The organism is Streptomyces sp. NPDC088733, assembly GCF_044751185.1.
In the GTDB taxonomy this organism is placed as follows: domain Bacteria; phylum Actinomycetota; class Actinomycetes; order Streptomycetales; family Streptomycetaceae; genus Actinacidiphila.
This window is the reverse complement of sequence record NZ_JBIVLH010000001.1, coordinates 56,444-75,169: the sequence shown is the minus strand read 5'-3', so window position 1 is coordinate 75,169 and position 18,726 is coordinate 56,444. Positions and strand designations below refer to the sequence as shown.

General features: G+C 72.8%; 11 protein-coding genes and 1 pseudogene. 5 read left to right on the top strand and 7 right to left on the bottom strand.

The annotated features are described in order from the left end of the window. The first annotated feature begins 35 nt into the window (after nucleotides 1-35). Both ACIP64_RS00290 and ACIP64_RS00285 read left to right on the top strand, forming a co-directional pair. Nucleotides 36-1,130 (top strand): ABC transporter permease, encoded by a 1,095-nt coding sequence (locus ACIP64_RS00290; protein WP_401580189.1) that lies wholly within the window; start codon nucleotides 36-38, stop codon nucleotides 1,128-1,130. Nucleotides 1,131-1,209: 79 nt separating this feature from the next. After that, nucleotides 1,210-1,980, top strand: a complete 771-nt coding sequence (locus ACIP64_RS00285) for a hypothetical protein (RefSeq protein ID WP_401580188.1) — start codon at nucleotides 1,210-1,212, stop codon at nucleotides 1,978-1,980. Nucleotides 1,981-1,987: 7 nt separating this feature from the next. Here the strand turns inward: ACIP64_RS00285 and ACIP64_RS00280 are convergent, their stop codons facing one another. The 3 genes from ACIP64_RS00280 to ACIP64_RS00270 form a co-directional block, all read right to left on the bottom strand. Next, nucleotides 1,988-2,992, bottom strand: coding sequence for a LacI family DNA-binding transcriptional regulator (locus tag ACIP64_RS00280; protein ID WP_401580186.1), 1,005 nt, complete (start codon nucleotides 2,990-2,992; stop codon nucleotides 1,988-1,990). A 129-nt stretch (nucleotides 2,993-3,121) separates the two neighbouring features. Next, a complete protein-coding gene (locus tag ACIP64_RS00275; RefSeq protein ID WP_401580184.1) occupies nucleotides 3,122-4,231 on the bottom strand; it encodes a hypothetical protein in 1,110 nt (369 codons plus the stop codon). Nucleotides 4,232-4,304: 73 nt separating this feature from the next. Next, on the bottom strand, nucleotides 4,305-5,945 hold the full coding sequence (locus ACIP64_RS00270) for a M48 family metalloprotease (RefSeq protein ID WP_401580182.1): 1,641 nt from the start codon (nucleotides 5,943-5,945) through the stop codon (nucleotides 4,305-4,307). Nucleotides 5,946-6,455: 510 nt separating this feature from the next. Between ACIP64_RS00270 and ACIP64_RS00265 the strand changes: the two genes are divergently transcribed. After that, the gene (locus ACIP64_RS00265; protein ID WP_401580181.1) at nucleotides 6,456-13,490 is read left to right on the top strand and encodes a glycoside hydrolase domain-containing protein; all 7,035 of its coding nucleotides are present in this window, start codon (nucleotides 6,456-6,458) and stop codon (nucleotides 13,488-13,490) included. A gap of 161 nt (nucleotides 13,491-13,651) precedes the next feature. On the opposite strand, the gene ACIP64_RS00260 is transcribed toward ACIP64_RS00265, so the two are convergent. Continuing rightward, nucleotides 13,652-14,446 carry a ferritin-like domain-containing protein gene (locus ACIP64_RS00260; RefSeq protein WP_401580179.1) on the bottom strand — a complete coding sequence of 265 codons (795 nt, stop codon included), beginning with the start codon at nucleotides 14,444-14,446 and terminating at the stop codon, nucleotides 13,652-13,654. Then, the gene (locus tag ACIP64_RS00255; protein WP_401580177.1) at nucleotides 14,446-15,177 is read right to left on the bottom strand and encodes an HAD family hydrolase; all 732 of its coding nucleotides are present in this window, start codon (nucleotides 15,175-15,177) and stop codon (nucleotides 14,446-14,448) included. Before ACIP64_RS00255 ends, ACIP64_RS00260 begins: the two co-directional genes overlap by 1 nt. Nucleotides 15,178-15,672: 495 nt before the next feature. Here ACIP64_RS00255 and ACIP64_RS00250 point away from each other — a divergent pair, with 495 nt between their 5' ends. Beyond that, nucleotides 15,673-15,861, top strand: coding sequence for a hypothetical protein (locus tag ACIP64_RS00250; RefSeq protein WP_401580175.1), 189 nt, complete (start codon nucleotides 15,673-15,675; stop codon nucleotides 15,859-15,861). Here ACIP64_RS00250 and ACIP64_RS00245 read toward each other — a convergent pair. Then, nucleotides 15,834-16,766: pseudogene (locus tag ACIP64_RS00245) on the bottom strand (SDR family oxidoreductase); the annotation flags it as partial. The gene ACIP64_RS00250 and the pseudogene ACIP64_RS00245 overlap by 28 nt on opposite strands. Next, on the bottom strand, nucleotides 16,766-17,593 hold the full coding sequence (locus ACIP64_RS00240; RefSeq protein WP_401580173.1) for a hypothetical protein: 828 nt from the start codon (nucleotides 17,591-17,593) through the stop codon (nucleotides 16,766-16,768). The pseudogene ACIP64_RS00245 and the gene ACIP64_RS00240, both read right to left, overlap by 1 nt. A 341-nt stretch (nucleotides 17,594-17,934) precedes the next feature. On the opposite strand from ACIP64_RS00240, the gene ACIP64_RS00235 reads away from it, so the two are divergent. Continuing rightward, a complete protein-coding gene (locus tag ACIP64_RS00235) occupies nucleotides 17,935-18,726 on the top strand; it encodes an SDR family NAD(P)-dependent oxidoreductase (RefSeq protein WP_401580171.1) in 792 nt (263 codons plus the stop codon).

The window sequence follows — 18,726 nt, the reverse complement described above, 5'->3', positions numbered from 1 at the left end:
TATCAGTCAGCTTATATTCTTGGAGGAAGGCCGCCGTGTCCGACACCGCCTTCATGCGCGACGCTCACCCCCTGGCGGAGGAGGGCGCCCCGCAGCAACGCCACCGGCACCGGCACGTTCCCGGACCGCAGACCGACGCTCCGCCCGCCCGCCCCGGGATGACCGGCGCGCACGCGGTGATCAAGCCCGTCCTCACGGTACTGGTCATCGGTCTCGCCTTCGTCAGCGTGTTCCTCGCCGCCTTCCACACCCCCACCGCGCACCGGCTGCCGGTCGCGGTGGCCGCCTCGGACCACTCGGCGGCGCTGTTCGACGTACGGCTCCAGCGCATCGCGCCCGAGGCGTTCCAGATCGACCGCTACCCCGACGAGGCGTCCGCCCGGCGGGCCGTCGAACACCGGCAGGCGTACGCGGCGTACCTCTCGGACGGGGGCAAGCCCCGGGTGCTCTACGCCGGGGCCAACGGGCCGGCGGTCTCCGCGCTGGTGGCCCCGCTGGCGGCGGTGCCGCACGGCGACGGGAGGAAGATCCCGGTGGTCGACATCCTGCCGCTGTCGAGCGGCGACAGCAGGGGGCTGTCGGTCTTCTACGCCTCGTTCGGGCTGGTCCTGGCCGGCTTCCTGTTCGGGCAGATGACCTACCAGGTCGCGCCGCGGCTCTCGTTCGGCCAGCGCATCCTCAGCCTCGCGCTGTTCGCCGTCCTCGGCGGCCTGGCCACCGCGCTGATCGCGTGCACCGCCTTCGACGCGATCCCGGGCTCCTTCCTGGGCATCATGGGGATCATCACGCTCATGGCCGGCGCCGTCGCCGCGGCCACCGTCATGCTGATCCGGATCTTCGGCGCGGTCGGCGTCCTCCTCGGCTCCATCTTCATGCTCGTCATGGGCAACGCCACCAGCGGCGGCGTCCTCCCGCCGGGCTTCCTCCCGGGCTGGCTGGAACCGCTCGCCTCCGTGATGCCGGCCGGGGTCGGCGTCCGCGCGCTCGACGGGCTCGCGTACTTCCACCACGACGGCCTCACCCGCGGGATCGTGATCCTCCTCGCGTGGATCGCCGTCTGCGTCGGGGCGGTGTACCTGCTCGACCGCATCGCGGCCTCGACGGGCATCGTGCACGCGGCGCACCGCTGACGGCCTGCTCCCTGCGGCGTACGCGGCCGGCCTTCGGACGGAGGACGACCGGCCGCGACCCGCCCGGCAGGCTGGGGCCATGGCGACCACCACCCTCGGCGCGAGAACCGCCTCGCGCGCCCTCCTCCCGGCCGAGCGCGTGGCGTACGCGACCGGCGCGCTCCTGGTCCTGTCGGGCCTGTTCCACCTGGCCGTCCAGGCCGTCGACGGGGGCCCCTGGAACGGGCCAGTGTCCTGGCGCAAGCCGTTCACCTTCGGCGTCTCCTTCGGGCTGACCCTGATCGCGGTCGCCTGGGTCACCTCGTACCTGCGGACCGGGGAGCGCCGACGGGCGGTCCTGCTCGCGGTGTTCACGGCCGACTGCGTCGTCGAGGTCGCGGGCATCACGCTCCAGGCCTGGCGGCGGGTGCCCTCGCACCTCGACATGGAGACCGGCTTCGACACCGCGGTCTCCATGACGCTGGCGGTCGGCGGCGGCGTCCTGGTCGTCGTGCTGGGTGCCTTCGCCGTCACGGCCTTCCGGCGGCGTCCCGACGGGCCCGCGGGCATGGCCCTCGCCCTGCGCGCGGGTTTCGCGATCCTGCTGGTGGGCCTCGCCTCCGGTGCCGCGATGATCGCCCGCGGTGTGTACCTCACCCGTACCGGCCACCAGGAGGCCGCCTACCACTCCACGGCGGCGCTGAAGCCCCTGCACGCCGTGAGCCTGCACGCCGTGCTCGTCCTGCCCGCGCTGGCCCGGCTGCTGTCGCGCACCGGGTGGAGCGAGGCGGCCCGGACCCGGCTGGTGCTGCTGGCGACCGCCGTCTACGGAGCGGCGGTGGTCTGCGCCGGAGTGCTCGCGATCACCTGACGTATCGTCAGGCAGAGTCGCGCAGCAGCAATTCGGCCCGGACGACGAGCTCCTCGGCGTCCAGCGGCTCGCTGCCCGACAGCAGCCGGGCGGCCTGGTCGATGGCGAGCGCGCCCAGCCGCCGGGTGTCCAGGGCGAGGCTGGACAGCGCGGGCTCGACGAGCGTGCCGAGCTGAAGGCCGTCGAAGCCGATCACGGCGAAGTCGCCCGGGACCTCGCGGCCCGTGCGGCGCGCCTCGCGCAGCGCGCCCATGGCGATGATGTCGTTGAAGGTGAGGACCGCGGTCACGTCGGGGTGGCGGCCGAGCAGCGCCCGCAGCGCCGCGGCACCGCCCTCGGCGGACTGCGCGGCGCCGGTCACCGCGTCCGCGCCGAGCCCGTGGGCCGCCGCCGCGGCCTCGAACCACGCGCGGCGGACGCTGGGTTCGGCGCGGCCGTCGTGGTCGAGCATGCCGATGCGGCGGTGGCCCCCGGCGACCAGGTGCGCGACCGCGGCGTGGAAGCCGGCCTCGCCGTCGACCCGGATCGAGCTGAACCGCGCGGTGTGGTGCTCACGGCCTATGAGCACCACCGGCATGCCCCGGGTGAAGTGCTCGATCTCGCTCTCCGGGCTGTTGAAGTAGCCCACGACCGCGTCCACTTGGGAGCAGATCACCTGGAGCGTGCCCAGCTCCTCCGTGGCGCGGTCGCCGGTGTCGTACACCACGACGTGCCAGCCGCGGGCGCGTGCGGCCTCCAGCGCGGCGGCGGCGACCTCGGTGAAGAACGGGTTGAGCAGGTCGGGGATCACCAGCCCGATGGTGGTGGTGTCCTGCCGGACCAGACCGCGGGCGAACCGGCTGGGCCGGTAGCCCAGTTCGCGCGCGGCGTCGAGCACGCGCTGCTTGGTCAGGCCGTCGATCTCGTCCTTGTCGTTCAGCGCCCGCGACACGGTCTGCCGCGACACCCCGGCGGACCGGGCGACGTCATGGATCGTGATCCTCCGCGGCTCCGTCCCCGACGACGACACCATCGCGTACCTCCCACTGCCCACGGGCGCCGATCCGCCCGAGGGGCCGAGTATGCCCCCGCGGGGCACGACGGCGCGAGACCGGGCCCGGCCATGCGCCGGCGGAAGGCCCGCGGTCCGCCCCTGCCCCCGTCAGGCCGTGCCCGCCACCGCCTGCGCCACCGCGTCGCGGACCTGGCAGTAATAGGCCGCCGGACCCGGGCGGTAACGCCACGGCAGGGCATGGACATAACCGTCGACCAGCCTGAACTGCTCCAGGGCCGCCTCGTTCCGGTCCTGGAGGTGCAGGTAGAAGGCGAGCAGATGGCGCAGTTCGGCCAGGCGCGGGTGCGCCGGGTCGGCAGCGGCCACGTCCACGAGGGCCGCTTCGACCCGGGCCCGCATCTCGGGCGTGTTGTCGGCGGCGACGTCCTCCGACTCGTCGTGCTCGAAATGCGCGATGAGCGGCAGCGCCGTCAGCAGGCTCCCCACGGGGGCGTCCTTGGCCACCCGCTCGGCGAACTCGGACGCCAGCCGCTCCGAACCCCGCCACTTCGCGCACCAGTACTGCAGGGCCGAGAAGGCCGCCTCGTAGTGGTGCGGGGCCCGGGCGGTGATCTCCTCCCACAGCCTGTCCATCTCGGCGTTGGGGTAGCCGAGCCCGAGCGCGATCCAGATCTCCGTGATGTACGGCGTCGGATCGTCGGGGTTCAGGGCGGCGGCGCGCTCCGTCTCCGCGCGGGCGCTCCCCAGCATCCGGTGGAAGCGGTCGAACTGCTCCCGCGTCGTGTACTGGCTCCGCTTCGCCCCCCGCAGCTTCCAGGCGAGGACGACCGTGCTGCGCGCCCGGACCACGGCCGCGTCCGGGTCGTCGGCCCGCTCGGACTCCCAGGCCAGCAGCCACTCGTCGTCCTCGGCGGCCTTCTCGGCGAGCAGGTACGCGATCGCGGACCTGCGCTCCCAGTCCCGGCCGACGGCGCGCAGCAGACCGGCGGCGGGCCGCCAGTCCCCGTCGCGCACGGCCGTGAGGGCGGCGGACCACTCCTCGGGCAGGGCCGCCGCGTACTCGGTGTTCTGCCGCTCGACGGGCAGCAGCCCCAGCCCCCGTGCCGTCTCCGCGGCCTTCGCGGCCTCCGCGGTCAGGGTCTCCTCGTCGTCGGGGCTCCACGAGAAGAACGTCTTGAGGAACACCACGGCCAGCCATGCCCCGAAGAGCACCGTGGGAACGGCCAGGGCCACCAGGATCCAGAGCAGGACGGTCATGAGGAGCGCGATTCCGTTCGTGGGAAGGACTGCGGGGGGCGGAAAGCCGGATGCCGGGTGGAACGGGCGCCGCTCACGCCGGCGCCGGCAGCTCCGGGGCGATCAGCGCCCGCAGCGGACCGGTGTCGGGGTGGTCGGCGAGCGCGGCGGCGACGGCGGCGTCCAGCGCCGCCTCGGGACCGTCCCCCGTCGCCTGTGCGGCGAGCGAGCCGGGCAGCCGGGCCGCGGCGGGACGGGACCAGGAGAACTCCCACCGGAGCAGCGAGCGGGCACTGAACTCGGCCAGCACCATCGTCCTCAACCCGTCGGTCAGCGACGGCCGGACGAACGCGCGGAACGCACGGCCCTTCGCCGCCGCGGCCTCCTCGGACATCGGCAGTCGCTCGGCGAGCCGCCACAGCCTGTTGTCGTCGATCACGTCCAGCAGCGCGGGCAGCGTCGCGGGACTCCCCGTGTACTGGGCCAGCGCACGGTGCAGCGGGGTGTGCGCCGACGACAGCGCGTCGGCCATGGCGGCGTCCAGCAGTTCCGGCCACCCCGCGGCGCGTTCGAAGGCCAGGATCTCGGTCCTCAGGACCGCGTCCTCCAGCGCGGCCCAGGTGCGCGCGGGGTCGGTGAGCACCGCCGGTGACGTGCCGTCCCCGCCCGCGGCGCCGCGGCCGTCCGCGGGCAGCGCCTCGATCCGGCGCACCCGCTCGGCGATCGGCGGGTGCGAGTCGTCCGGCGAGACGGGTGCCGACGGGAGCTGCGCGCGCAACGCCGCCAGGTTGTCCGCACGGGCCGCGAGCAGCTCGGCGAAGCCGCCGAAGAACGCGCCGCGCGGCGGCAGCAGTCGTACCGGCAGCCCCAGGGTGGCGTAGGAGTCCAGGTAGAACTCGTAGGAGGCGGCGACGGCCGGGATCTCGCGCAGCGCCGAGGCGGTCGCGTCGCGGCCGGCGACGCGGGCGGCGGCGAGGTCCGCCGCGAACTCCTGGGAGCGGGCGGTGGACTGGGAGGCCCGCAGGCAGAGCCTTCCGTACCAGGTGAAGATGGCGGCCAGCATCCGGTGGAGCAGGCCGGTGCCCCGGGTGTCGACCGGACCGGCCTTCTTGCCCTTGGCGACCCGCTTGGCCGCGGCCTGCTCCTGGCGGGCGCGTTCGGCGGCGACCTTGCTGTCCGCGCGGGCGTGGAACTGCTCCACGACGCGGCCGATCTGTACCCGGCCCCGCACCACGAGCGCCGACAGCCGGGTGTCGCCGCCGGCGAAGTGGCCGTACTCGTGGACCAGCACGGCCCGCAACTGCGCCTCGGTCAGGCCGATGAGCAGCGGTACGCCGAGATCGAGACGGCGCGGACCGGGGATCAGGCCGAGCAGGCGAGGCCGCTCGCTCACCGCCGCGTTGACGTCGTCGGTGAGCAGGATGCGGTCCGGGACGCGGGTGCCGCTCGCGTGCGCGAGCTCCCGCACGAGCGCCCACAGCCGGGGCTCGTCCTGCTCCGTCGCCTCGATGCCGGGCGGATCCTCGCCTCTGGGCGAGCGCAGCATGGACATCCCGCGTACCAGGGGGACGGCGAGCAGCGCGGAGACGGCCACGATCTTCACGGCCAGCAGGCCGTGCACCTCCGTGAGCAGGAGGGCATCGAGGCCGATCAGCACGGCGAGCAGGACGACGCTCAGCAGATAGAAGCCGCAGAGCAGGATGAGGGCGCGCAGCGCGCGCAGGGTCATACCCATCGGCAGGTTCCCCACAGGGCACGGAGACAGGACATGGCGGACACCCCGGGACGGACGCCGCCGGGTGAGCGCGTGTGGGGGAGCCGGGGAGGGCCCTCGGCAAAGCGCAGGCAAAGCCGGGGCACACGGAGTATGCCGCACCGCAGGTCAGCAAGGCAATCCTGGTGCCGAGGGGGCCGGGGTGCCGGATGAGGGCGTATCAGGCGGGTCGGTGCGGCTACCCTCTGACGCATCGTCGGCCGGGTTCTTCGGCGGGGGACGGGACCTGACGGCCGCCCGGCGCGGCGGCGTTGCCTGCGCGGCGCCCGGTACGCACGGACTGTACGCATTCCCTTTGCCCGCCGTACGCCTTCCCCGTGTCTGATGGCGGGCGGTCGTGAACGCGGCGGGTCGCTCCCGTGCGTCCACTGCCGTCTCGCTCTGGGTTGCACGCCCGGTATTCGGGTCGACAACGTTGTCTTCTGAATAAGGCCGGACCGAGCGTGCGTATTGCGACGCTGGAGAGGTTACGTGCCCATCAGATCCCATCCCCCCTTGCCCCGGGTGTCCCTTCCGGGGACCGCCCGCCGAGGCCGCCGGCCATTGCGCGCGGCGGTCGCCGCGCTGCTCTCCGGGGCGCTCGGCCTCGCCGCCCTGGCGGGTGCCGGTGCGGCCGCCGCGAACACGTCCCCGGGGTCCACGGGTTCCTCGGGGATCCCCGCCGGCAAGGACTACGCCGCGCTCGTCGACCCGTTCGTGTCGACCGCGGGTGACGACGGCAACGACCTGCCGGGCGCCGAGGCGCCGCACAGTCTGGCCAAGGTCAACCCGCTGACCACGCCGAACCGCAACCACACCGGGTACGACTACAACGAGGACCACATCGCCGGTTTCACCGCGACGAACCTCGACGGTGTCGGCGGCTCGGGCGGCGGCGGCGACCTGCTCGTCGTCCCGACCTCCGTGCAGTACGACAGCCGCCCCGCCGCCGGTACGTACGCCCACGCGTACAGCCACGACGACGAGAGCGCGGCGCCCGGCTCCTACCAGGTGGGCCTCGGGGCCATCTCCGGAACCGCCTCGTCGGTGCAGCAGGACCCCGGCACCATCAAGGCCGAGATGACGGCGACGACGCGCACGGCGCTGGAGCGGTACAGCTTCCCCGCCGGGTCGAACCCGGAGCTGGTCCTCGACCTCGCGAACAACTACACCAGCCGCACCCGTTCGACGATGAAGGCGACGACGCTCCCCGACGGGACCACCTCGATCGCCGGCCTCATCGCGGGCTCGTTCAACGGCGCCTCGTACAAGCTGTACTACAACGCCACCACGAACGTCCCCGTGACCTCCCTGAAGAGCTGGGGCAACGACGGCAAGCTGAGCGACGCGACCACGCAGGACGGGACCGACACCGGCGCCGTCCTCGGGTTCGACAAGGCCGCCGGCGGCAACATCGAACTGCGCATCACGCTGTCGCCGATCAGCGCCGAACAGGCCGCCGTCGACCAGCACAACGAGGTGGGCGGTCTCACCTTCGACCAGGCCCGCGCGCGGACCAAGGCGGAGTGGAACAGCGCGCTCGGCGCCGTCGACGTGCGCGCCACGGCGAAGTCCGACCCCGCGTCGACGCTCACCAAGGAGTTCTACACGCACCTGTACCGCATGTACGCGGCTCCGGTGAACGCCACCAGCACCAGCGGCACGTACCGCGGCGCCGACGGCGCGGTGCACCAGGCCAACGGCTTCACGTACTACGACGGCTGGTCCACCTGGGACGACTTCCGCAAGTACTCCGTCGAGGCGTACATCGACCCGGCCACCTACCGGGACATGATCCAGTCGCTGGTCGAGCTCTTCGCCGACCAGCGCGCCTCCGGCAAGAGCCTCGGCAGCCTGACCCACTCGGTCCCGACCGTGCGCTGGGAGCGCTCGGCCGTGCTGGTCGCCGACGCGCTGTCGAAGGGCTACAAGAACTTCGACCGGCTGGACGAGGCGTACCCGGCGCTGCTGTCGTACAGCGGCTACTACACGGGGGCGCAGCTGCGGCAGGGATACGTCACCGGTGACCCCGGTACGACGGTCCAGCGCGGCTACGACCAGTGGGCGCTGTCCGTCATCGCCGACGCGCTCGGCAAGACGGACGACGCGAAGAAGCTGCGCGCCCAGTCGACCATGGCGATCGACAACCTCGTGAAGTCCGGCGCCTGGACGGCGGCCGACGGCACCAAGGTCGGTCTGCTCACGCCGCGCGCCGCGAACGGCGACTGGCAGAGCGCCGACTACGAGAAGTTCGAGGCGGCCGGCCTCTACCAGGGCACGCTCTGGCAGTACCACTGGTACGACGCGTACGACATGGGCGGCCTCATCGAGGCCATGGGCGGCCCGAAGGCCGGCAAGGCCGCGGTCGAGCACATGTTCGGCGAGGACTCGACCGTCGATGACGGCTCGACCATGCTGCACTCCAACGCCAACGAGATCGACCTCCAGGCCCCGTACCTCTTCAACTACGTCGGCGAGCCGAGCCTGACGCAGAAGTGGGTCCGCGCCATCTACACCGGCGCCACCTGGAACCGCTACATCGCGACCGGCTCCACGAACGAGGCCCCCAGCTCCGGCGGCGAGTTCCGCCCGCCGGTCAAGACCCAGGTCTACAAGCTGTCCCCGAACGGCTTCCTGCCGACCATGGACAACGACGCCGGCACCATGTCGACGATGTTCGTCGGCGCCGCGCTCGGCCTGTTCCCGGTGACCGCGGGCTCCAGCCAGTTCCAGATCGGCAGCCCGTTCTTCGACTCCACGACGATCAGCTACGCCAACGGCGCGAAGTTCACGGTGAAGGCCGACGGCGTCTCGCCGAGCAGCTACTACGTGCAGAACGCCACCCTCAACGGCAAGCGGTTCGACAACACGTGGCTGGACTACTCCCAGATCATCTCCGGCGGAACGCTGGACCTGACCATGGGTTCCAAGCCCTCCCAGTGGGGCGCCAAGACCAAGCCCGCGTACTCGCTGAACACCGACGGGGGCGACACCGGTGACGGCGGCACCGGCGGGGTGAAGGGCGACACTGTCGTCTCGGCCCGCCCGGGCACCGTCGCCACCACCGCGGACGGCACCCTCGACGGCAGCGTCAAGCTCACGCTGGACGGACCGGCGGAGTTCGACGCCCGCAAGGGGACGAGCCTCACCACGACCGGCGCGGCGAGCGTGACCGGCCTGCCGGCCGGCGTCACGGCGGACCTCCGCGTCAGCGACAAGCGGACGGCGACGCTGTCGCTCACCGGTGCCACGAAGGCCGACGCGCGCGTCGGCATCACCTTCCGCGACGCGGCGTTCGCCCACGGCGTGCGGGCCTCGACGGTGACCGGCACCGGGGTCTCCCCGACCGACCCGCTGCTCGTCTCCGCGGCCGCGGTGCACCGCAAGGCGCTCGCCGCACTCGTGGACCAGGCGTCCCTGGTGCGCAGCGGCAACTACTCCGACGGCTCCTGGAACCTGTTCCGTTCGGCCCTGGAGCGCGCGCGGACCGTCCTCGCGGACACCGCCTCCGGGACGGGCACGATCACGGCCGCGTCCGACGGGCTGCGGTCCGCGATCGACGGGCTCGTCATCGACGAGGGCGGCTACGCCGTCCTCCAGGCCGAGGCCCCCGACCAGATGCAGGGCCCGAGCCTGGTGAAGGAGGCGTACTACTCGGACGGCGACCTCGGCGGCGTCACCGAGGGCGCCTGGGAGCGTTACAGCAAGCTGGACTTCGGCGGGGTCGCCCCGCGCAGCATCGCGGTCCGCTACGCCAACTCGCAGCCGACGAACGCGAAGCCGAGCAGCGTGGACATCCACGCCGGCACGGCCGACGGCCCCGTCGTCGCGACGGCCTCGCTCCCCGGGACCGGCGGCTGGCAGTTCTACACCACGGTGCAGGTGGCCGTCACCGACCCGGAGGCGCTGCTGGCGGCGAAGAGCGCGACGTTCGTCTTCCACGCCCCCGCCGGTCAGCAGTGGGTGTCGAACTTCGACTGGTACCAGTTCTCGCCCAACCCGGTCTCCTCCACGCCCTCGACGGTCCTCGCCACGCTGACCGCGGCGAACAGCACCTCGACCGGTGACGGTTCGCTGCCGCTCAAGCTGTCGGGCGGCATCTTCGAGAACGTGACGAACGGCGCCTGGGCCCAGTGGACGGGCACCAACCTCCGCGACGGCGCCGACACCGTCAGTGTCAGCTACGACAAGCCCCAGTCGCGGGCGGCGTCCGACTCGCACATCGAGCTGCACCTCGGCTCGAAGGACGGCCCGAAGACCGTCACCGTCCCGCTCGACTACACCGGATCGGGCTGGGGCACCGTCGCCACCACGACCGTGCAGCTCGACCCGAAGGTCTTCACCGGCGTCCAGGACGTGTACGCGGTCTTCGTGTCCAGCACGCAGACCAGTGCCCAGCCCTACGTCGGCAACGTCTACTCGCTGGCCCTGTCGCGCAACGCCGACGCCCCCGTGGGCTTCGACGCCACCGCGTGGCGCGCCAACAGCGGCGGCGGCCTCAAGAGCGAGCCGGTCGGCTGGACCGGCGCGGGGTCGGCCACCGACCTCGGCGGCACCTACAACGGCGCCTGGCTGAACTACGGGGACATCGACTTCGGCAGCTCGCCGAAGTCCACCGTCACCCTCACCTACGTCAACAACTCCGCCCGCTGCGGCACCGGCTCCGCCGCCCAGCTCTACCTGGACTCCTTCGACGCGGCCAACCCCGGCACGCCGTACGCGACCGTGTCGCTGCCGGTGACGGGAAGCGCGTGGTCGTCCGGTGGGACGACGAGCCTGACCCTGCCGAAGGCGATCACCGGCACGCACACCGTCTACCTGCGGCTGACGACCACCCCGGACTCCTCGCACCCGTACGTGGCGAACCTGGGCCGGATCACCTTCAGCCACGTCGACACGCCCGCCGTCACCGACAAGACCGCCCTGCGCAAGGCGATCGACCAGTTCGCGGGGCTCTCCGCGGACGCGGCGCGCTACGACACGGTCGACTTCGGTGTGTTCCTGCGGGAACTCGCCGCCGCCCGCGCCCTCGTGGACGCCGACGGCGCGACGCAGCTCGAGGTCGACGGACAGACGCGCAGCCTCACCCTCGCCGCGGGTCAGCTGGTCCCGCTGCCGAGGCTGAAGCTGGAGAACCTGGTCACGACCGCGTCGGCCCTGGACAACACCCGCTACACGGACGCGTCGTGGAAGGCGTTCACCGACGCGCTCGCCGCGGCGAAGGCCGCGGTCGCGGACGGCACGTCCACGGACCAGGCCCTCACGGCCCGGTACGACGCCCTGAGCCGCGCGATCTCCGCGCTCACCACCAAGCCCAGGACGGTGCCGGCCGCGCCCGGTGCCGTGTCGGCGACCTCGTCCGGCACGAGCGTGACGGTCGCCTGGTCCGCACCCGAGGACGACGGCGGCTCCCCGGTCACCGGGTACCGCGTCACCCTCAACGACGGCCACGAGGTGCAGATCGACGATCCGGCCGCCCGGAGCACGACCTTCACCTGGCTGCGGTCCGGCCGGTCCTACTCGGCCCGCGTCCAGGCGGTGAACACCTTCGGCGCCTCGCGCCCGAGTGCCGCCACGGCACCCGTGGTGGCCGACGGCGGCAAGCCGCAGCGGCCCGCCGTGACCGGCGTGCTCACCGACGGCAAGCAGGTCCGGGTGACCTGGCGGGCGGCCGGCGACGGCGGATTCCCGGTCATCGGCTACACCGTGGCCCTCGGTGACGGCACCACGGCGCACCTGCCCGCCACGGCGGACACGGCGCTGCTCACCACCAAGGACACGGCGAAGGCGCACACGGCCACCGTCACCGCGGTCACCCTGGCGGGCACCTCCGACGAGGCGGACGCGTCCGCCGCGACGGGTGCGACCGCCGGCGCGGACGCCACCGACCCGGCGTACGAGCCCTCGCCCTTCCCGGACGAGACGCTCAAGGCGAACTACGCCTCGGACACCTGGCCCGGGACCGGCGACGGGAGCGACTACTTCTACGGTCTCCTCAACGGCATCAACGACCTGGAATCCGGCATCCTCGCCGCCAACACCAAGGTGCCGGCAGGCGCCGCGCTCACCGCGGAGAACGACCGGATCGCCGTGCGCATCAACAACGCGGCGACGCAGAAGGAGGTGGACCGGGCCGAGGTCGACGCGACGAACAGCTCCACCGTCACCATGGCCGACGGCCTCGGGTCCCGGCTCGGGCAGATCTACCTCGACGCCCTGAACGGCGGCCGGCTGCCCAAGACCGGCGCGCTGTTCGGCCGCGTCACGCAGGGCCTCGACAAGGGCGGAGCGGCCAAGGACCACTTCGGCTACCAGCGTCCGTACGTGCGGCTCGGGTTCGTCGGCGACGGCGGCAAGATCTACGAGTCGCAGGACGGCTCGTACGGCAGCCTCACCACCAGCGGCTCGTACCCCAGCGGCCACACCTACGGCGGCTACGAGGCCGGGACGATCCTGGCCACGCTGCTGCCGGAACTGGCGCCGTCGATCCTGGCGCGCACCTCGGAGTACGGGGACAACCGCATCGTCCTCGGGTTCCACTACCCGCTCGACGTCATGGGCGGCCGCATCGCCGGACAGGCCACCGTGGCCCACCGGTGGGCCGACCCCGAGTTCGCGGACCTGCTGATGCAGGCCCACACCGAGATGGAGAACGTGCTGCTGGCGCAGTGCGAGAAGGAGGGGTACGGCGACACGCTCGCGGCCTGCGCGGGCGACCCCTACGCCGGTCTGAGCAGCGCGCAGGACGTCGACCTGTACACGCAGCGCCTGACCTACGGGTTCCCCCAGGTGGGCAAGGCCGGGCAGAGCCTCAAGGCGCCGTCCGACGCGGCGGCCCTGCTGGTCACCGCCTTCCCGAACCTGACCGCCGCGCAGCGCACGCAGATCGTCGAGCAGACCGCGACGGACTCGGGCTACCCGCTCGACCTCACCGCGGACGGCCAGGCGAGCTGGCAGCGGATCAACCTGGCGGCGGCGATGACGGCCCGCGTGGTCGTGCGCGCCGACGGGTCGGTCAAGGTGACGAACTACTCGGACGCCACCAGGGCCTCCGATGCCGGCGCCACGGCGATCACCGTCGGGGGCACCGCGATCGACGGGTTCGACCCCGAGGTCTCCACGTACGTCGTGGACTGGCCGAAGGACAAGAAGATCCCGTCCGTCACCGCCGTGCCGGCCCAGTCCGGCGCGCGGGTGAAGGTCACCGAGGGCAGCAGGATCCTCTCGGGCGGAAAGCGGTTCACCACCCGCACCATCACGGTGACCTCGGCCAACGGTGAGGTCACCCGGACCTGGACGGTCGGGTTCCAGCCCACCGACCGCGACCACCGGCCCGTTCCGGCCGGCGGCAACGGCAACTGCGACGACGGGGACTCCGGCCACTGGCCCTCCTCCGGCCCGTGGGGCCACGAGGGAGGCCACGGGGCGGACTTCCTCGGCGGCACCGGGTTCTGGACGCAGGGGACGCAGTGGGCGGAGCCCATGTGGATCCCGGGGGAGACCCCGGCGGAGCAGAGCACGACCTGACCGCCGGACCGGCCGCGGCCCCACGGGACCGCGGCCGGATCCCCGCTCCCGCACAGGCGCACCGCTACCACTGAGCCGGCCCCTCCGGGTGAACACCGCTGTTCACCCGGAGGGGCCGTTCCCGTGCCGGGCGCCGGGCGCCGGGCCGTCCGGTACCGGCGTCAGGCGGGGATGCCGCGCTCGTCCATGGCGTCCTCGACGATGCGCAGCCCGTCCATGCCCGGCAGCTTCGCGATGTGCGCGTCGATCTCGCGGACGAGCCTGCGGCCCTCGGCGCCCGCGAACAGATGGGTCATGACGTACGTGACCTCGTCCTCGGACATGACGCCCGAGCCGACCGGGCCCCAGGCCCTCTCCAGCGCGAACCGGGCGAACACCCGGGCCTTCCTGCTCGCCGCGAGCCGTCTCCGCGCCTGGGACGCGTAGAACGCGACGTGCTTGGTCTCCTGCTGCGCGATCCGCTTCAGCAGCGTCACCAGCACCGGATGGGTCTCCAGCGCGGCCAGCCGCTGGTACGCCGCGGTCGCCGACCACTCGTTGGCCGCGCCCCACGCCATGTGGACGGCGACGAAGTCGTGGCCGACGAGGCGGCTCATCGCCGTCTGCTTCACCGTCCCCAGGCGGTCCTTCCAGCCGAGCTTCAGCCGGGTCGCCCTGAGCGCGTCGAAGTCGACCCGGATCCCGTGGCGTTCGAGCACGGCCGCGAGTGCCTCGCCGTGCCAGAACTCCTCGCGGTTCCACATCGTCATGAACGTGCCCACCGCGGGCTCGTTGTGGGACGGGGTCGTCAGCAGGTCGCGCATGTAGCAGACCGTGTGGTACTCGATGTCGCACATGTACCGCAGCGTGCGCAGCGTCCCCTCGGGCAGCGGGTCGCGCTCGAACGCGTCGAAGTCGAGGTCGGCCCATCGCACCGCCGCGGAGTTCTGCGCGTACTTGTCGATGTCGAAAGCCATCAGTCGCCCTTCTCGTCGGTGCCCGCCGGCGTCGCCGGCCCGGCAGCGGTGATCTCGCCGAGTACGCCCGGACCGCCGCGCTTCCAGCGGTGGATGCCCCAGTGCCGCCGGTGCGACTCGCGCGCCAGTCCGGCGTCGGGGTTGATCGCCGAGGGCCTGCCCAGCAGCGACAGCCACGCCAGGTCGCAGTGGCTGTCGCCGTAGCCGTAGGAGGCGGCGAGGTCGTAGCCGCCCTCCTCGGCGTAGCGCCGCAGCCACGCGGCCCGCGCCTCGTCGACGAGCGGGGGCCTGTCGAGCCAGCCGGTGAGCACACCGTCCTTGGTGTGCATCGTGCTCCCGACGACCTCGTCGAACAGCCCGGCGAGCGGCGCGGCCAGCAGGCCGATGGAACCGGTGACCAGGACGGTGCGGTGCCCTGCCGCGCGGTGCTCGCGGATGCGCTCCAGGGCGTCAACGCTCGTGTGCCGCAGCACGGCCGCGGAGTAGCCGCGCCGGGTGACGACCTCTTCGAGACGGGCGAGCGGCATGCCGCGGTAGCGGCGCAGGAAGGCGCGGATGAACTCGCCGCGGTCGCGCCGCTCGGCGCGGAGGTAGCCGGGCAGCGAGGCGAGCAGGTCCACGACCTCCTTCGGCCAGGCCGCCTTGCGGAAGCCCGAGGTGCGCACCCAGAGGTACTGCTCGACGATGTTGGAGTCGACCACGGTCCGTTCGAGGTCGAAGACGGCCAGCACGTCGGTGCGGTGCGGTGCGGCAGTGCGGGTTTCGGGCGGGCGCCGGCCGGCCGGGCGGCCGCGGCCTTGCGGCGGCGGTGGACGGCCGTCAGCTCGCCGAGGGACGGGAGGTGCACCGTCTGCAGGTACTCCTCCCAGTCGATCCGCTCCACGTCGAAACCGCGGTCCTCGCGCACCTCGGCCGGCAGGGCGTGGTGCAGGGCACGCGCATTGCGGTCGTCGAAGACGATCTCGGTCCGCACGTAGGCGCGGTAGAGGTCGGTGAAGGTGCCGAGGGTGGCGATGCCGGAGCGCAGCTCGGCGTTCCGCGCGGCGAGGGTGCGTCTGCGCTCGTCGTTCGGCAGCAGCCGCAGACCGGCGTCCCACAGGGCGGCCTTCCGCCGGGCCAGCACGAGCCGCCGGTTGAAGGTGCGCTCGCCCGCGAACTTCCAGACCGGCACCGTGACGAAGCCGTCGTCCCCCGGGAGCGGGTGCCGCAGGTAGTACGCACGCACGTTGTCGTACATGCGGTGGAACGGCAGCGGATTCGACGCGCCCGAGGCGATGTGGAAGTACGCCGGCTCGTCGGCGGGGGCCGGGTTGGCCGCGGCGGCGAGGACGGCGTTGACGACGAAGTCGACGGGGATGACGTCGAGGATCGAGTCGGGCAGTCCCGGGAAGTCCGGCAACTGGCCGCGGCCGTAGGCGAAGATCAGCGGATCGGCGACCTTGAAGCCGTCGATCCAGCCGGGGAACGGATGCCTCAGGGCGCTCTCGATGATCGCGGGCCGGACCACGGACAGCCGGTGCCCGGCCTTGCCCCACAGGTCCTCCGCGGCCCGTTCGGCGAGCGCCTTCGTCAGGGTGTAGACATCCGTCCACCCCAGGCTCTGGGCGCGCCGCCGGCCCGCGTCGACGAGCTGCGAACGCACCCACGCGCGCCGGGCCTCCTCGCTCGCGCGGGCCGCCGCGATGGGGCCCTGCTTGCCGTGGCTGCCGCGGGCGCGGGACATGAACCGCTCCAGCCGCGCCGGTTCCCGCGAGGCGAGTTCGGTGCGCTCCTGGGCCCGGGTCGCGGAGCGCCACTCGGTGCGCCAGTCGACGTCGTGGTCGAGCCTGGCCTCGGGCACCACACCGCGGCGCAGTCCGCCGACGTAGCAGGTCGACACATGGACGACGTGCGGGTCCGCCCCGGAGGCGAGCAGCGCCTGGTAGAGGTTCACCGCGCCGTTGACGTTGGTGTCGAACGCCTCGTGGACGGGCGGGTCGAAGGAGACGACCGACGCCGAGTGGATCACCACGTCCAGGTCGGAGGGCAGTTCGGGAACGGCGGTCATGCTGCCGTCGAGCACGGTGATCCGCTCACGGACGGCGCGTTCGGCCTCCTCGGCGCCCACGGCCTCCCGCCAGCGCCGGAAGACGGGTTTGCGCAGCAGCTGCCGGAGCCGGTCCTGCCCGGTCTGCCTGCCCTTGCCGCGCACGAGCAGCGAGACGCGGGTGCCGGGGTGATCGGTGAGCAGCCGCTCCAGCACGGCCTGCCCGACGAAGCCGGTCGCGCCGGTGAGCAGGACGTGCGCGGTGCCCAGGTCGGTCTTCGCGGTGTGCGGCATCACGGAAGGAGCCTCGATTCCACGGTGGCTGCGACACCGGGACCGATGCCGGGGAGTGCGGCGACCAGCGCGCGGACCCGGGCCGCCTCGGCCCTTCCGCGCCGGCCGCCGAAGACTTTGCGTTCGAAGAAGTCGCGCTCGTGCGCGGAGCGGCCGGCCCAGCCCAGCGGCCAGGCGGAGTGCCGCAGGGCGCGGCGGGTGAGGCGCTGGGCGCGGACCGAGCGCCCGAGGCGCAGTTCGGCCTCCTCGGCGAGGAAGCCGATGTGGCGCCCCTTGATCTCCACCACGGGGTCGACGACCGCTGCCATGGCGGGGGACACCCGGGCCAGCCGCCGGTAGGCGGCGCCGGTGACCCATTCGTCCACCAGGCCCGTCGTCATGTGCTCGGCGACGATCTGCGTGCCGGTGACGCCCGCGACGAGGGAGCGGCGGAGCGGGCCGCGGTGCTCGCGGCGTTCGGTCAGGGACCACCGCGGCGGGCCCGCGCTCGACGGGAGGGCGCGGGCGGCGGGCGAGGAGTCCAGGACGGCGTCGAGGGCGTCGGCGATCCAGAACCGCTCGAACATCCAGGTCGTGAGGAACGCGGTGACTCGGGCGTCCTTGTGGGTCGCCGTCACCAGGAGGTCGCGGACGCGGTGCAGCGTGGCACGTTCCGTGTCCCGCAGCGCGCGGACGAGCCGGGCGGACGCGGTGTCGAGCGGCTCCCGGGCGAGCGCTTCGAGGTCGAGCGTTCCGCGGTGGCTGCCGTGTGCCGTGCGGGCGAACTCCCGCACGTCGAAGCCCGCTGTACCGGGCGGCGCGGTCGCCGCCTCGTCGTGTGAGTGCATGCGCGGGCTTTCTGGGGGTGGGGGGAATTCCTGCGGGGCACCGGAACGCGCGAAACGCCGCCGGGGGCCATTACCTGCGACCGGGCAAGGGGCCGATGTGTGACAGGCGGGGCGATTCCCGAGTTCGCGTGATCACGCCCGAAAACGGGTGTCACAGGATCGGCGCATGCCCGGTCGAAGGATGTGAGCCGGAAAACAGGGGTGTGCTGTGCCCGCTTTCCGGCCCGCCCGTCGGACGGCTCGGAAGACCGCTTCCGGATCACCGGCGTGAAAGCGCTTGCCATCTCATATCGCCGTTATGAACGGGGAGTTCGTATGCCGATCAGATGCCCTGTGAAACCATGTTGAGCGGCACGCGGGTCGCGCTCGTCACCGGTGCCACGTCGGGAATCGGCGCGGCGTTCGCACGCGCTCTGGCCGACCGCGGATGGGACTTCGTCCTGGTGGCGCGCGACCGCGAGCGGCTCGCCCGGACGGCGGCCGAGCTCGAGTCCCGGGGCCGCGCCGTCGAGGTGCTGCGCGCCGACCTGTCCGACCGCGCCGACGTCCAGCGGGTCGCCGCCCGGCTGGCGGACCCCGCCCGTCCGGTGGACATGCTGGTCAACAACGCCGGCTTTGGCGTGCACGCATCGATGACCTCGGCCGACACCGTGCCGCACGACCGGGCGATCGAGGTCATGGGGCGCGCGGTCATGGTGCTCGGCGGCGCCGCCGGGCGGGCCATGCGCGAGCGCGGCCGCGGCGCGATCGTCAATGTGTCGAGCACGGCCGGCTTCGTCACGATGGGCAGCTATTCGGCCGTCAAGGGCTTTGTGACCCTGCTCACCGAGGGCCTGGCGAACGAACTGCGCGGCACGGGCGTCACCGTGACGGCGCTTTGTCCGGGCTGGGTCCGTACCGAATTCCACACCAGGGCCGGAATCCGCTCGTCGGGCATTCCCGACTTCCTCTGGCTCGACGCCGACCGGCTCGTGGCGGCGAGCCTGCGCGACGTACGGCGCGGACGGGTCATTTCCATACCGAGTTTCCGGTACCGGCTGCTCATCTGGGGCACGCGCCATCTTCCGCGCCGCTCGGTGCGATGGATCTCGCGGCGGATCTCGTCCAGCCGCAACGACACTCCCACTCCCTGA